11 protein-coding genes are annotated in these 15,551 nt (G+C 61.7%); 7 read left to right on the forward strand and 4 right to left on the reverse strand.

Annotation, left to right across the window (positions count from 1 at the left end; translation table 11 throughout):
• Positions 1 to 13: 13 nt before the first annotated feature.
• Positions 14 to 1,519 carry an ATP-dependent RNA helicase RhlB gene (rhlB, locus tag QSJ80_RS04550; protein ID WP_434219166.1) on the forward strand — a complete coding sequence of 502 codons (1,506 nt, stop codon included), beginning with the start codon at positions 14 to 16 and terminating at the stop codon, positions 1,517 to 1,519.
• A gap of 118 nt (positions 1,520 to 1,637) precedes the next feature.
• Here rhlB and cysZ read toward each other — a convergent pair whose 3' ends face one another.
• The 4 genes from cysZ to gatC all read right to left on the reverse strand — a co-directional run bounded on the left by cysZ (position 1,638) and on the right by gatC (position 5,971).
• Positions 1,638 to 2,489, reverse strand: a complete 852-nt coding sequence (gene cysZ / locus QSJ80_RS04555; RefSeq protein WP_285763122.1) for a sulfate transporter CysZ — start codon at positions 2,487 to 2,489, stop codon at positions 1,638 to 1,640.
• Between the two features lie 145 nt (positions 2,490 to 2,634).
• Positions 2,635 to 4,098, reverse strand: a complete 1,464-nt coding sequence (gatB, locus tag QSJ80_RS04560) for an Asp-tRNA(Asn)/Glu-tRNA(Gln) amidotransferase subunit GatB (RefSeq protein WP_285763123.1) — start codon at positions 4,096 to 4,098, stop codon at positions 2,635 to 2,637.
• Positions 4,099 to 4,112: 14 nt separating this feature from the next.
• On the reverse strand, positions 4,113 to 5,567 hold the full coding sequence (gene gatA, locus QSJ80_RS04565; protein ID WP_285763124.1) for an Asp-tRNA(Asn)/Glu-tRNA(Gln) amidotransferase subunit GatA: 1,455 nt from the start codon (positions 5,565 to 5,567) through the stop codon (positions 4,113 to 4,115).
• 116 nt (positions 5,568 to 5,683) lie between these two features.
• Complete coding sequence (gene gatC / locus QSJ80_RS04570) at positions 5,684 to 5,971, reverse strand: Asp-tRNA(Asn)/Glu-tRNA(Gln) amidotransferase subunit GatC (protein WP_285763125.1); 288 nt, start codon at positions 5,969 to 5,971, stop codon at positions 5,684 to 5,686.
• A gap of 374 nt (positions 5,972 to 6,345) precedes the next feature.
• Between gatC and QSJ80_RS04575 the strand changes: the two genes are divergently transcribed.
• The 6 genes from QSJ80_RS04575 (at position 6,346) to QSJ80_RS04600 (ending at position 15,524) form a co-directional block, all read left to right on the forward strand.
• A complete protein-coding gene (locus QSJ80_RS04575) occupies positions 6,346 to 7,380 on the forward strand; it encodes a rod shape-determining protein (RefSeq protein WP_285763127.1) in 1,035 nt (344 codons plus the stop codon).
• A gap of 225 nt (positions 7,381 to 7,605) precedes the next feature.
• Positions 7,606 to 8,478 (forward strand): rod shape-determining protein MreC, encoded by an 873-nt coding sequence (gene mreC / locus QSJ80_RS04580; RefSeq protein WP_285763651.1) that lies wholly within the window; start codon positions 7,606 to 7,608, stop codon positions 8,476 to 8,478.
• Entirely contained in the window at positions 8,465 to 8,944 is a 480-nt protein-coding gene (gene mreD, locus QSJ80_RS04585) for a rod shape-determining protein MreD (protein WP_285763128.1), read from the forward strand. Before mreC ends, mreD begins: the two co-directional genes overlap by 14 nt.
• Positions 8,945 to 8,946: 2 nt before the next feature.
• Entirely contained in the window at positions 8,947 to 9,564 is a 618-nt protein-coding gene (locus QSJ80_RS04590) for a Maf family protein (protein ID WP_285763130.1), read from the forward strand.
• Positions 9,565 to 9,566: 2 nt separating this feature from the next.
• A complete protein-coding gene (gene rng / locus QSJ80_RS04595) occupies positions 9,567 to 11,060 on the forward strand; it encodes a ribonuclease G (protein ID WP_285763132.1) in 1,494 nt (497 codons plus the stop codon).
• A 33-nt stretch (positions 11,061 to 11,093) separates the two neighbouring features.
• Positions 11,094 to 15,524, forward strand: a complete 4,431-nt coding sequence (locus QSJ80_RS04600; protein WP_285763133.1) for a YhdP family phospholipid transporter — start codon at positions 11,094 to 11,096, stop codon at positions 15,522 to 15,524.
• Positions 15,525 to 15,551: the final 27 nt, after the last annotated feature.

The raw sequence follows: 15,551 nt of genomic DNA on the forward strand, positions 1-15,551 counted from the left end.
GCTGGTAAATACCTTGTTAGGAAAGCTGTTTGGGCGCAAAGAAAAGGCGCCTGCAACCCCCAAAAAGTCCGGCGCGGACGCCAAAGCCGCCCGCGGCGACAACAATGCCCGCAAGGCGCGTCGCGGCAAGCCTGACTCCGGCGCCGGCCACACCGGTGAACGCGGCGGCGAGAAGGCGCCGCGCAAGCGCAATCGCAGCCCGCGCAAGCCGAAGGTGGCCGAGACCTGGGACCTGTCCCAGTTCAAGGTGCCGGAAGTGGCGGATAAGACCCGTTTTCACGACCTGGACCTGCCGCTGGACCTGATGCACGCTATTGCCGACCTCGGCTTTGAATACTGCTCTCCCATCCAGGCCCGCTCTCTGCCGCACACCCTCAACGGCCATGACATGGTCGGCAAGGCCCAGACCGGCACCGGCAAGACAGCGGCCTTCCTGGTTACCATTATCGACGACCTGCTCAAAAACCCGTTCGATGGGGAGCGCTATGCCGGTGAGGCGCGCTCGCTGATCATCGCACCCACGCGTGAGCTGGTGATGCAGATTGCCGATGATGCCAAGTTGTTGTGCAAGTACACCGACCTGAAGATCCACACCCTGGTGGGTGGCATGGACTACGGCAAGCAGCAGCGTGCGCTGCAGACCGAGCTGGTGGATATCCTGGTGGCAACGCCTGGACGCCTGCTGGACTTCTGCGGTAACCGCGACGTGCACCTGGACCAGACCGAGTTCCTGGTGATCGACGAAGCCGACCGCATGCTGGATATGGGCTTTATCCCGCAGGTGCGCCGCATCGTGCGCCAGACCCCGCGCAAGACCCATCGCCAGACCATGTTCTTCTCGGCAACCTTTACCCCGGAAGTGGATTCACTGGTCGAACAGTGGACTGACGACCCGGTGAAAGTGGAGATCGAGCCGGAGCGCGTGGCCACCGATACCGTCGAACAGCATATCTACCTGTCCTCCAGTGATGAGAAATACGCGCTGCTGTACAACATCCTGCAGAGCGAGGAAGTGGAAAGCCTGATCGTGTTCGCCAACCGCCGCGACCAGTGTCGCCGCCTGCACGAAGACCTGATGGCACACGGCTTTGCTGCCGGCCTGCTGTCCGGCGAAATCGCGCAGAATAAGCGTGTGCGCACACTGGAGGACTTCAAGTCCGGCAAGCTGAAAGTGCTGGTGGCCACCGATGTGGCCGGCCGCGGCATCCATATCAGCGGCATCAGCCATGTGGTCAACTTTACCTTGCCGGAAGAGCCGGAAGACTATGTACACCGTATCGGCCGTACCGGCCGTGCGGGCAGCAAGGGTACTTCCATCAGCTTCGCCTGTGAGGACGATGCGTTCCGCCTGCAGCCTATCCAGGAATTGCTGGGTGAGAAAGTGAAGTGCGAGCAGCCGCCGGTGGAGTTGCTGGCGGAGCCGCCGAAGGTGACTGTGAAGCGTGCGCCGCGGGATCGTGGTGGCGACCGTGGTGGTCGATCTGGTGGTGGGCGTCGGCCGCAGGGCAGGCGTAGATGATAACTGGGGTCAGGGCCAACGGCTCTGACCCCCGGAATCAACGCATGGGGTCAGAGCGAAAGCTCTGACCCCTTTAATCGATGCAAGGGGTCAGAGTCATTGACTCTGACCCCATAAATCAACCGTTGGGGTCAGAGCTTTGGCTCTGACCCCTTTGATTTGGTCTGCCTTCTCGCAGATGCTCAATCCAGTAAGCCGTGGCGCCCGCCACCGCCGCCGGCATCACGAAAATATTCACCAGCGGAATCATCTTCGCCAGCATCACCGAACTGCCAAAGCCGAGCGTTGAGACATGCTTACGCTTGAGGTCGCGCTTGACCACGTCAAACGGCTGCTGGTGGTTGTCTAGCGGGTAGTCCACATACTGGATCGCCATCGACCAGGCGCCCCATAAAAAGACCAGTACCGGTACCGCCAAATTAATGAGCGGGATAAAGCCCAGCAGCAGTGACACGATAAAGATCAGCAGGCCCCAGCGGATAAAGTACCAGAGCTTCTGCAGCTCCCGGCCGAGGGTGCGGAACACCATGCTGGGGATGGACTCCGCCGGCGGCGGCTCGCCGGTCAGCAGCTCTTCCACTTTCTCCGCGAGAAAGCCGTTGAACGGCGCCGCGATCAGGTTGGAGATGATGCCGAAGCTGTAGCCGTAGGCCAGCAGGAACACGAAGATGGCCGCGAGGATAATGATCCACGCGAGCCACTCGAATGCCGATGCCGCCCAGGATCCACCCTTGGCCAGCCAGGCTTTCCACCACACCATGCCCTCGGTATCCACCGGGGTGCTTGAAAGCAGACTGCTGAAATAATCCGCCAGGCCGCCGATCTGGGAGATCAGAATGGCGGTCAGGATGACAAACAGCACCAGGTTGATCAGCAGCGGCATGATGATAAACGGCCGCAGTTCCTTCCGGGTCAGCAGGTTGGCGCCGCGCATCAGGGCGTGGGCGCCGATCATTGGATCCGATTGCATTGATATCCCCCGTTTTGATGCAAGAGGGCGGTGTGTTCGCTTGAGGTTTCGAAACCGTCGCGCACATGGACGTGCGCGTCGGAGCTACATGGATGTATTTATGCGTTTTCGAAACCCAAGCTAACACGGCGCCCGTATTACTAGGTCAGAGCAGTGCGTCCAGTTTCTTCTTCAGGATCTCGTTGATCACTTTCGGATTGGCCTGGCCCTTCGATGCTTTCATGATCTGGCCAACAAAGAAGCCCATCATCTTCGGGCGCTTGTCCGGGTCGGCGCTGCGATAGTTTTCCACCTGCGCCGCGCTGGCCGCAATCACGTCATCCACCATCTTCTCGATGGCGCCGGTGTCGGAAACCTGCTTCAGGCCCTTGGCCTCGATCACGGCATCCGCATCGCCTTCACCCTTGGCCATGGCCTCGAACACCTGTTTGGCGATCTTGCCGGAGATAGTGCCATCCTGGATCCGCTGGATCAGGCCGGCCAGGTGGCCCGGGCTGACCGGGCTCTGCTCGATACTGAGTTCCTCTCGGTTGAGCAGCGCCGCCAGTTCGCCGGTCATCCAGTTGGCCGCGAGCTTGGGCTCATTGCAGCCTTTCACCACGGCTTCGTAGTAATCCGCGCTTGCGCGCTCCTGGGTGAGCAGTTCCGCATCGTAACGGGACAGGCCGTAGTCTTTCTCGAAGCGCTCGCGCTTGGCGTCCGGCAGTTCCGGCAGGTTTTTGCGGATCTCCTCGATAAAGCTGTCTTCCAGCACCACCGGCAGCAGGTCCGGGCACGGGAAGTAGCGATAGTCGTTGGCCACTTCCTTGCTGCGCATGGAGCGGGTCTCGTTTTTGTCGGAGTCATACAGGCGCGTTTCCTGCGCGACCTTGCCGCCGTCCTCGAGGATGTCGATCTGGCGCTCGGCCTCGACCTTGATGGCGCGCTCGACAAAGCGGAACGAGTTGATGTTCTTGATCTCGGCGCGGGTGCCGAGTTTTTCCTCGCCCTTGAGGCGCACGGACACGTTGGCATCGCAGCGCATGGAGCCCTGCGACATATCGCCATCGGAAATGCCCAGGTAGGTGACGATGCTGTGGATTTTTTTCAGGTAGGCCACGGCCTCGGCAGCGCTGCGCATATCCGGCTCGGTCACGATCTCGATCAACGGCGTACCGGCGCGGTTGAGGTCGATGCCGCTCATGCCATGGCTCTTCGATGAAAAGAGATCGTGCAGTGATTTGCCGGCGTCCTCCTCCAGGTGCGCGTGGTGCAGGCGCACGGACTTGGTGCTGCCATCCGGAAGGCTGATTTCCACCGTGCCGGCGCCAACGATGGGCGCTTCCAGCTGGGTGGTCTGGTAGCCCTTGGGCAGGTCCGGGTAGAAATAGTTTTTGCGTTCGAATACGGAGCGTTTGCCGATTTCGGCATTCATGGCCAGGCCGAACTTCACCGCGGAGCGGAAGGCCTCCAGGTTCGGTGTCGGCAGGGTGCCCGGCATGGCCAGGTCGATGGCGCAGGCCTGGGTATTGGCCGGCGCACCGAACGCAGTGCTGGCGCCGGAAAAAATCTTGGATTTGGTGGCGAGCTGTACGTGGATTTCCAGCCCGATAACGATTTCCCATTCCATTTATCGCGCCCTCCTCAAGCTGCCATGCCCGGCACAGCTGTGTGCCAGTCGGTGTGTTGCTGGAACTGGTGCGCAATGTTGAGCATGCGCGCCTCGTCCAAATAGTTGCCGATGATCTGCAGGCCCACCGGCTTGCCATCCACCATGCCGCACGGCAATGACATGCCGGGCAGGCCGGCGAGGTTGGCGGAAATCGTGTAGATGTCTTCCAGATACATGGCCACCGGGTCCTTGCTCTTTGCTCCGAGCGCGAACGCGGGGCTGGTGGCGGTGGGACCCATGATCACGTCGACGTTTTTGTACGCCTCGACAAAATCGTTCTTGATCAGGCGGCGCACCTGCTGTGCCTTGTTGTAGTAGGCATCGTAATAACCCGCGGATAGCGCGTAGGTGCCGACGAGGATGCGGCGCTGCACTTCCTCACCAAAGCCTTCGCCGCGCGAGCGCATATAGAGGTCGCGCAGGTCGGCGGGGTTCTCGCAGCGGTGGCCGTAGCGCACGCCGTCAAAACGGGACAGGTTGGCCGACGCTTCGGACGGGGCAATCACGTAATAGGCCGGTACCGCCAGGTGGGTGTGCGGCAGGCTGATTTCCACCAGGGTCGCGCCCAGCTTTTCGTACTCGGCCAGGGCTGCGCGCACGCAGGCTTCGGTCTGCGGGTCCAGGCCCTCGCTGAAGTATTCCTTCGGGATACCGATGCGCAGGCCGCGCAGGGATTCATGCAGGTTGCGGGTGAAATCCTCGGCAGGCTTGTCCAGGCAGGTGGAGTCGCGCCCGTCCGGGCCGGCCATCACATTCAAAAGCAGCGCTGCGTCTTCGGCGGTGCGCGCCATGGCGCCGCCCTGATCGAGGCTTGAGGCAAACGCGATCATGCCCCAGCGCGATACGCGCCCGTAGGTGGGCTTGATGCCGGTGATGCCGCACAGGGAGGCCGGCTGGCGAATGGAGCCGCCGGTATCGGTGGCGGTAGCGCCCGGTGCCAGCAGCGCCGCAACCGCGGCCGCGGAGCCGCCGGAAGAGCCGCCCGGCACGCAGTTGGTGTCCCACGGGTTTTTGGTGGGACCGTAAAAACTGGATTCGTTGGAGGAGCCCATCGCGAACTCGTCCATATTGGTCTTGCCGAGCATGACGCTGCCGGCCGCATTGAAACCGTCGATAACCTTCGCGTTATAGGGCGGTGCGAAGTTGTCCAGCATCTTTGAGCCGCAGCTGGTGCGCACACCCTCGGTGCAAAAGATGTCTTTGTGTGCCACCGGGATGCCGCACAGAGCCGGAGCGTCGCCGGCGGCTATGCGGGTATCGGCGGCCTGGGCTGCTGCCAGTGCGGCCTCTTCGGTCACGGTAATAAAACTGTTGAGCTGCGGATCCAGCGCCTGGATGCGCTTGAGGAAATGCTGCGTCAGTTCGACGCTGGAAAACTCCCGGTTCCTGAGCCCGGAAACCATGTCGGCGATTGTCAGCTGGTGCATGGGTGGTCCTGGTCAATCCTTGCTATGCCGCTGGCGCGGCTTGTTATTGGGGTCAGAGCCATAGCTCTGACCCCATGAATCCAACATTTGGGGTCAGAGCTATTGCTCTGACCCCTTCAATCGATGACCTTGGGCACCAGATACAGCCCATCCTCGACCTGCGGGGCAATATTCTGGAATGCTTCGCGCTGGTTCTGTTCGGTGACGTCGTCGGCGCGCAGGCGCTGGACTTCGTCGAGGGGGTGGGCGAGGGGGGCGATACCGGCGGTGTCGACAAGCTGCAGCTGGTCCACCAGCTCCAGTACATTGCCGAGTCTTTCGGTCACGTCTTGCAGGGTTTCGTCAGAAATGGCGATCCGCGCCAGTTCCGCCAATTTGGTCACTTCCGATGAGTCCACGGACATAATGCTTCAGGCTCCGCTGTTTCCTTTAGATGGCTGGGGTCAGAGTTTTGACTCTGACCCCTCGATACTGGGGTCAGAGCTATTGCTCTGACCCCAACTATTCACTGCCCCTATAATTCCTTTTTGTGGTTTGCCGGTCAGTATGCCGGATGGCGCTGGCGCGTGCGTTCCAGCTGTGAGTGTTCACTCACTTGGCAGCTGAGGCGGGCAGGCCACTTGCAAACCGATAAGGAGCGCAAAGTTATCACATTTACGCCTTGCCCTAAATCCCCGCCATTGTTAGAGTTTCCCGATTCTCGCGGCCGCAGGCTGGTCGCGCGCGTGCGGCGCTTCCTGCGCCTGCCGAGGTAACAAAAATAAGGTAGCGAGTTTCCATGTTTAAACGTTTGCGCGGCATGTTTTCCAGCGATATCTCTATCGACCTGGGAACGGCGAACACCCTGATCTACGTCCGTGACCGCGGTATCGTCCTGGATGAGCCCTCCGTGGTGGCCATCCGTCACTACAACGGCCAGAAGCTGGTAGAGGCCGTGGGTGTTGAAGCCAAGCGCATGCTGGGCCGTACCCCGGGCAATATCACTGCCATCCGCCCGTTGAAGGACGGCGTCATTGCCGACTTCCAGGTGACCGAGAAGATGCTGCAGCACTTTATCAAGAAGGTGCACGAGAACGGCTGGATGCGCCCGAGCCCGCGTGTGCTGGTGTGTGTGCCCTGCCAGTCCACCGAGGTGGAGCGCCGCGCCATCCGTGAATCCGCGCTGGGCGCCGGTGCCCGCGAGGTATGGCTGATCGAGGAGCCGATGGCGGCCGCGATCGGTGCCGGCCTCAAGGTCGAGGAAGCCAGTGGTTCCATGGTGGTGGATATCGGTGGCGGTACCACCGAGATTGCCGTGATCTCCCTGAACGGCGTGGTCTACTCGGATTCCGTGCGCATTGGTGGTGACCGTTTCGACGAGGCCATCGTCAACTACGTGCGCCGCAACTACGGCAGTGTGATCGGCGACGCTACCGCCGAGCGCATCAAGGAAGAGATTGGCTGTGCCTACGCTGGCAGCGAAGTACGCGAGATCGACGTGCGTGGTCGCAACCTGGCGGAAGGCGTACCGCGCAGCTTTACCCTGAATTCCGACGAGATCCTGGAAGCCCTGCAGGAGCCGCTGACCGGTATCGTGCAGGCCGTGAAGAGCGCGCTGGAGCAGTCCCCGCCGGAACTGGCTTCCGACATCGCCGAGCGCGGCATGGTGCTGACCGGTGGTGGTGCGCTGCTGCGTGACCTGGACCGCCTGTTGATGGAAGAGACCGGCCTGCCGGTGATCGTTGCCGACGACCCGCTGACCTGTGTTGCCCGCGGCGGTGGTAAGGCACTCGATATGATGGATAAGAGCCGTCTGTATCTCGTATCCCAGTAAATCTATTTTACTCGCTGTGGCGGCGTTTAATTTGACCTTAAAATGCTCATTTACTCCCGGTAAACTCCGCTTTTTCGGCCAAATTTGCCTAGCCACAGCTTCGCCAATAACGATTTACTAAATTTGTTTTGTTGTCTTTAGCTAAAGCAAAGGCAACGCATAAAAATAAAAGTACCCGCTGCGACCAGTCACGGCGGGTTTCGTTGACTTAATGGGGGTGCACCCATTAAACCGCTATTTACACGTGGTCCCTCCCAGGAATCCCGCATGCTGTTGCTGGGAGCCCTCGCTATCGCCCTGATTGTTGTTGGTCGCTATACCAACTGGCTGGCGCCGGTGCGCGATTTCGCCACGGGGCTTGCCGCACCGTTTCACTGGATCGCCGAAGCTCCTGGCCGGGTTGCGGACTGGGCCGAGGGCGCCGTGGTGTCCCGCGCTGAGCTGGAAGAAGAGAACGATCGCCTCAAGCACCAATTGCTGCTGCTGCAGCACCGTGCCCAGCTGCTGGCCGCCGTGAAAGCGGAAAATACCAAGCTCAAGGAGCTGATGAACGCGCGCGAGCTGGTGGATGACCGGGTGGTGGTCACCGAGGTGATCGGCGTGTCGCCGGATCCGCAGGAGCATGTGCTGGTGCTGGACAAGGGGCGCGAGGATGGCCTGGTGCCGGGCACCCCGATCCTGGATGCGCACGGCCTGCTGGGGCAGGTGATCGAGGCCAGCGCCGGCAGTAGCCGCGTACTGCTGATCACAGATTCTTCCCACGCACTGCCGGTACAGGTGCAGCGTAACAATGTGCGCGCAGTGGCCGAGGGTACCGGCAACCTGTACCTGTTGCAGCTGCGCCATGTTTCCAATACCAGTGATGTCCGCGAAGGCGACGTGCTGCTGAGCTCCGGCCTCGGTGGTCGCTTCCCCGCTGGCTACCCGGTGGGGCAGGTGATTGCGATTCACCGCGACCCGGGCCAGCCGTTTGCCGATATCGACATCCGCCCGCGTGCACAGATGAGCCGCAGCCGCTTTGTGCTTGCCGTTACGGGCAAGGCCGGCGACGACGCACTTGAGGATGAACTGAACGGAGCCGACGGTGGAGCCCCATAGCCGCTGGTTTATCGCCGCCACTTTCCTTGCGGGGCTGCTGCTGGCGGTGGCGCCGCTCGCCCATAACTGGCAGTGGTTCCGGCCCGCCTTTATTTCCCTGTTGGTAATTTTCTGGGTCACGCGCATGCCTACGGTATTTGGTGTGGGATTCGCGTGGTTGGCGGGGCTGATCCAGGACCTGGTTACCGGTGCCGCCATCGGCAGCCACGCCCTTTCCCTGGCGGCCATCGCCTATCTGTGCCTGCTGTTTTACCGGCGTATGCGCGCCTACAGCGCGGGCCAGCAGGTGTTGCTGGTGTTTGTGCTGGTGGGTATCCAGCAGCTGGTCAGCGTTTGGGTGCATGAATTTGCCGGCAAGCCGGCACAGGGATTGGTATTTCTCTGGCCGGCAGCCACCAGCGCGCTGCTGTGGCCGGTGGTATCCGGTCTCCTGCACCGTTATTTCACCCAGTTGCAGGTGCGCTAGCCATGTCCGCGAACCCGAAAACACTGGTCCTCGCCTCCGGCTCGCCGCGCCGCGCGGAGCTGCTGCTTCAAGTGGGGGTGGATTTTGATGTGGTGCTGCCCCGGGTGGAGGAAGTCCACCGCGAGGGGGAGTCGCCGCAGGACTACGTGCAGCGCCTGGCGCTGGAGAAAGCCCGCTGTGTGCAGTCGCGACTGGCCGACTGCACCAGCTGGGTGCTGGCAGCAGATACAATTGGCGTGTGTGCCAACCGCATACTGGAAAAGCCGCTCGACAAGGCGGACTATGAAAGCATGATGCGCGCCATGTCGGGCAAGGAACACCTGGTCCTGACCGGTGTGGCGCTGGTGGGGCCCGACCTGGCGGATGTTCAGCAGGAGTTCAGCCGCGCGGTGGAGACTGTAGTGACCTTTCGGGCGCTGCAGGATGCCCATATCGATGCCTACTGGCGCACCGGCGAACCGCAGGACAAGGCCGGCGGCTACGGTATCCAGGGCATGGGTGCCATGCTGGTCGCGGGAATCCGCGGCAGCTACAGCAACGTGGTCGGGCTGCCACTGGAAACCGTGGCCGAACTGTTTGATGAAGTGGGCCTGAACTACTGGCAGGACCCAGCGGAGTAACAATGGCTGTCAACGAAGAGATCCTGATCAACGTCGCCCCGATGGAGACCCGCGTCGCGCTGGTGGAAAACGGTGTGCTGCAGGAAGTTTATCTCGAGCGCACCCAGCGGCGCGGCATCGTCGGTAATATTTTCAAGGGCAAGGTAGTGCGCGTGCTGCCGGGCATGCAGGCCGCATTTGTAGATATTGGCCTTGAGAAGGCGGGCTTTATCCACGCGTCTGACATTGCGCCGCTGGATGACTCCGGCATGGAGGACCGCAACGGCGAGGTGGCGGATATCCGTGAGCTGGTGCGTGAGGGGCAGTCGCTGGTGGTGCAGGTGGTGAAAGACCCCATCGGCACCAAGGGCGCGCGCCTGACCACGCACCTGTCCGTTTCCGCGCGCTACCTGGTTTACATGCCTTATACCCGCCACATTGGTGTTTCCAACCGCATCGAGGAAGAAGTCGAGCGCGAGCGCCTCAAGCAGCTGGTGGAAGAGTCCAGCGCAAAACTGGCAGAAAGCGGCCAGACCGGCAGCGGTGGCTTTATCCTGCGCACCGTGGCCGAGGGCGTGAGCGAGGACGAGTTGCTGCTGGATATCCCGTTCCTGTACAGGCTCTGGAACGAAATGGAAGAGCGCATCAAGTCGCGCCCGGTGCCGAGTGTGATCTACGAGGATTTGCCGCTCTTTATGCGTACCATGCGCGACCTGGCGCGGCCGCATACGGAAAAGGTACGCATCGATTCGCGCGAAGCCTATGCGCGTGTGGCCAAGTTTGCCAACAAGTTTGCGCCGGAGATTGCCAACCGTATCGAGCATTATCCGGGCGAGCGGCCGCTGTTCGACCTGTACAGCGTGGAAGATGAAATCGAGAAGGCGCTGGACAACAAGGTCACCCTGAAATCCGGTGGTTACCTGATTGTCGAGCAGACCGAGGCCATGAGCACCATCGACGTCAATACCGGTGCGTTTGTGGGCCATCGCAACCTTGAGGAAACCATCTTCAAGACCAACCTCGAGGCCGCCACCACCATTGCGCGGCAACTGCGCCTGCGCAACCTCGGCGGCATCATCATCATCGACTTTATCGACATGCAGGACGAGGAGCACCAGCGCCAGGTGCTACGCACCCTGGAAAAGGCGATGGAGCGGGACAACGCCAAGACCTGTATTACTGGCGTGTCCGAGCTGGGGCTGGTGGAGATGACCCGCAAGCGCACGCGCGAGTCCCTCGGCCAGCTGATGTGCGAGCCGTGCTCCGTCTGTCACGGCCGCGGCACGCTGAAGTCTGCGGAAACTGTCTGCTACGAGATTTTCCGCGAGATCATCCGCGAGGCCCGCGCCTATGACAGTGAAAAGTTCATGGTGCTGGCGAGCCAGATGGTGATCGAGCGCCTGCTCGACGAGGAGTCGGCCAACGTTGCTGACCTGGAAGAGTTTGTCGGCCGCCCGATCCAGTTTCAGGTGGAGCCCATTTATACGCAGGAACAATATGACATCATCCTCGTATAAGCAGATCGACCGCACGCCGGGGACCGCAGCCTGATGGCGGCGGTGCGCTGGCTCGCGCGCAAGATCTGGTTGGTTGCCATTATCGTGGTAATTGGCCTGGCGCTGCTGGTCCAGATTGGACGGGTGGCGTCGCCCCATATCGGTCGCCTGCAGCCGGAGATCACCGGCTGGCTGTCCGACCGCCTCGGTGCCGAGGTGCAGGTGGATTCCCTTGCACTGGACTGGCAGGCGCTGAATATTGCCCTGCGTGTGGGCGGGTTGCGTGCCGGCAAGGACGGCGACCTGGCCATGGATGCGGGCCTGTTCCATTTTGACCTGCTGGCTTCCCTGCGTGCGCGTGAGCTGACCTGGCGTGAGGTGGAAGTTCGCGGCCTGCGTGTAACCCTTGAGCAACATGAATCCGGCCAGTGGTGGATCCAGGGGATCCCGTTCGAGCCGGATTCTGATGCAGCCCGCAAGCGCCGCGAGGCGCGTGAGGGCAAGCTGCCGGTGGGCGACCCGCTGCGTATCTTTTCTGTCGGGCCGCGGGTCAATATCGAACATGCCGAAATCGGCCTCGTCTTCAACGATGACGTTTCCAGCAGTATTTCCATTCCCGAGATCCGCGTCGAGAATGCGCGCGGTTTCCATCGCCTGACCGCCCGCGCTTATGTCGGGGATTCCGCTAACGACCCCTACGGCGATTTTTTTGCCGATCCCTTTGGCGACCCGGCCAAGGGCGATACTGCCCGCACCGAATCTTTCCGCATGTTGCTGGAAGGGCGGGGCGAGCCGCGTGACCCGGAAAGCTTCGAACTGGCTGGCTACCTGGAGCTGAAGGATTTCGCGGTAGAGGAAGATGTTGTCAGCGCACTCGGCAAGGTGCTAGGGGTCAAGCCGCGCTATCATTGGGCGGGGCCCAAGACCGCGGAAGGCAGGCTGTGGCTGGAGCGCGGCAGTGACCAGGGCTACAGCCTGCGCGGCGAATTGCAGATGAAGGGGCCCGACCCGGCTGGTTCAGGGATTGCGGATAACAAAGAAACCGCTGGTGCGCAGGCAGAAACTGAAGACACGGAAGAGGTGACTTCGTTGCTGGCGCCGCTGCGCGGCTTCAAATCCAATGTCACCGGTAGCTGGCAGCCTGGCAGCTGGCGGGTGGTGTTACAGGACATGGCAGTAGACTGGCAGGGCACCGAGTTGCCGCCGTTCAGTCTGCAGGCCGCGTCCGGCGATGAGGGCCTGACACTGTCCATGGATCAGCTCGATCTTGCGGGCTGGACCCAGGTAGCGCGTGAGCTGGCACTGTTGCCGGAGAAGCATCAGCAGACCATTGATACGCTGGCGCCCTCGGGCAAGCTGCGCGATCTCTACTTTGGTCTCGACTCCGGTGAATTCAGCATCCGCGCGCGTCTCGACAAGGTCAACGCCAGCGCCTGGAAAGGTGCACCTTCTATCAAGGGGGCCGATGGCTTCCTGACCGTCAATCGCAGGGGCGGCGCGGTGCTGCTGGACAGTGCCGGTGAGTTTGAGCTGGGTTTCCCGAAACTGTACGAGGAGCCGTTCCGCCTCTCCGCAATCAGTGGCGCCATTGGCTGGCAGGTTGACCGCGACGCAAACCAGGTACTGGTCTACTCCGGGCCACTGGATCTCGAGGGTGAACTGGGTGAGATACGCGGTCAGTTCCTTGCTGATGGGCCGTTTGTCGCAGAGTCCGCGCCCACGGACCTGACCCTGTCGATGAGCCTGAAAAACTCGCCGCTTTCCAACCAGCGCCTGCTGGTGCCTTACACCGCACCGAAGAATCTGCGCGACTGGCTGGCGGCAGCGCTCAAAGGCGAGTCTGTGGGTACGGCCGAACGCGCCAGCTTTGTTTACCGCGGCAACAACTGGCCGAAGCCGTTGCGTGCGAGCAAGAAGTTGGGCCTTGCGCCCGAGCGCCAGACAGTGCAGCTGCGCATCGCCACGAAAGAGGCGCGTCTCAAGTACCACCCGGACTGGCCGGCGGTGGAAGATATGGCGGCTACCATCCTGGTGGACGATGCCGATGTGCAGGTGCAGGCGCCCTCCGCGAAAATCGCCGGCCTGCAGGCGGGCCCGTTACTGGTGGCAACCGCACCAGCACCCGGTGGCACCGGTTCCATGCTGGGTGTGCGCGCGTCGCTCAAGGGCGATGCCGGACGGGGGCTCGAGGTTATTCGCAAGTCACCGCTGCGCACGCAGTTTGGTGATGCTTTCGATACATGGAAGCTCGCGGGCGAGATCAGCGGCGACCTGACCCTGTCGCAGCCGCTCGGCGGCGCGGACCTGACGCCGCGCCAGAATATCAAACTGAACCTGGACAAGGCGGCCCTGGAAATCCCGCACCTGCGCCTGCCGTTTGAAAAGCTGGCCGGCAAGCTGGTGTATGAAACTGCGACCGGCCTGAGCGGCAGTGAGTTTGCCGGGCAGCTGTGGGGCAAGCCCGTCAGCGCCAGGATTCGACAGCCTGGCGAGGGCAAGCAGAAGGGCACCCTGATACTGTTACAGGGGCGCACCGATGGCGAGGTCCTCAAGGCATGGAGTGGTCGCCCGGAATTTGACTGGTTCCAGGGCGAGATGGTTTACACCGCGAATCTGAGCCTGCCTTCGAAAGACAGCGGCCTCGGTTACAACGCCCTGTTCGAGCTGGAAACCGAACTGGAGGGCGTGGAAGTCACACTGCCGGCGCCGTTCAGGAAAGCCGCGAACGAATCGCGCAACCTGCGCCTGCGTTTGCCCATGGGCGCCGAGGGAAATCTCTACGACCTGCGCTATGGTGAGCTGGCACACGCGCGTTTCTGGCAAGCGGGGCAAAAGCTGGACCGGGCCGCGATCCACGTTGGCGGTGCCGCCCAATTGCCGGACGAGCCAGCAATCACCATCGACGGTGCACTGCCCGAGCTGGCATTCGCCGAGTGGCGGCAAGCCCTGTCCATCTACGAGGCCGAGCCTTTGCCGGCAGGTGCAGTAGAGGACGCGGCTGCAGATAAGGCGGCTGACGACGCTGGCACCGTGCTGCCCATCGACCTGAATATCCGCACCGCTTCGCTGCAGCTGGGCGCGCTGGAAATACCCCGGATTGCATTGTCCGGGCGCGGCCACGAAGGCCTGTGGGCCATCCTGTTCAAAAGTGAGATGGCTACCGGCAACCTGACCTACACGGCCGCTGCAGAGACACCCCTGGACCTGAAGCTCGATCACCTGAACCTGCCCGAATTTAATACAGCGCTCAGCGCCGACGCGGAAGGTGAAGCTGATGAGAATAAAAGTCAGCAAATTGCCGATGCGTTACTGAATGATGCCACTCCGGAGGTTGTACAAGAGGAAGCCCAGGAGAGCGACCAAGAGGCAGCTCAGGATGAAACCCGGGCGGGCATACAGGAATCTGTCGCAGTGGCTGTAGAAGAACCGGCTGTGGAAACAGCATCTGCGGCGACGCCGGGCCCCTGGAGCCAGCTGGACTTTGCCGATCTGGTGGCGGTGGATTTCCGCATCAACAAGCTGCGGCTTGGTGAGCGCGAGCTCGGTTTCTGGACCGGGGAACTGCGTCCCGAGGCAGAGCGCTTATTGATCAACAATATCAGCGGCATGATCACGGGTGTTGAAATTACCGGTTTTGCTCCGGCAGAAGAAAATCGCGGTGCGCAGCTTGTCTGGTCACGCGAAGCCGGTAAGGAGCAGACCACTTTTGTCGGCCAATTGCGCGCTGCCAATTTCGCCGATGTACTCAGGGCCTGGGACCAGCCGGGATTGCTGGAAAGCGAAAGTGCCCGATTCAATACTGCGCTCAGCTGGGCGGGTGCACCGATTGAAATGCGCAGCGAAACGCTGGAAGGGGAGCTTGCCGTCAATATCCAGAGCGGCCGCTTCCTGCGCTCTACCGGCAATGCCAGCTCAGCGTTGCTGCGCCTGCTGGCACTGTTCAACTTTGACAGCTGGGCGCGTCGCCTGCGCCTGGACTTTTCCGATCTGGTCCAGAGCGGCATGGCCTTCGACAGTGTCCGCGGTGAGATGCATTTCCGCGGCGGAGACGAGATCCTGCTGGCGGTGCCGCTGCAGGTTAAGGGGCCGTCCAGCGAGCTGCAGATGGCCGGCACCCTGGATATGGTGCGCGAGCAGCTGGACCTGACTCTGGTGGCCACCCTGCCGGTGGGCAGTAACCTCGCACTGGTGGCAGCGGTCGCCGGCGGCCTGCCGGCTGCGGCGGGCGTGTACCTGATCAGCAAGGTGTTCAAGAAGCAGGTCGATAAGGTGGCGAGTGTCAGTTACCGCATCGACGGGGACTGGGATGACCCGACCATTCGCTTCGACAAGCTGTTCGACGACGAAGGAGCCAGGCGCGAAGCCGCGCGACAGGGCCCGCGCGAGCCGGATTCGCTCCCGGAAGCCCCCAGGCAATCGGAAGCTGACGGGCGTGTTGAATCTGATGAGTCCGATAAGTCAGAAAGGGAGCCACCTAAGTCCTGAATTGGGTCCAGAGTGGTTGCATTTTTC

It is taken from the genome of Biformimicrobium ophioploci (assembly GCF_030270605.1).
Classification (GTDB): domain Bacteria; phylum Pseudomonadota; class Gammaproteobacteria; order Pseudomonadales; family Cellvibrionaceae; genus Biformimicrobium; species Biformimicrobium ophioploci.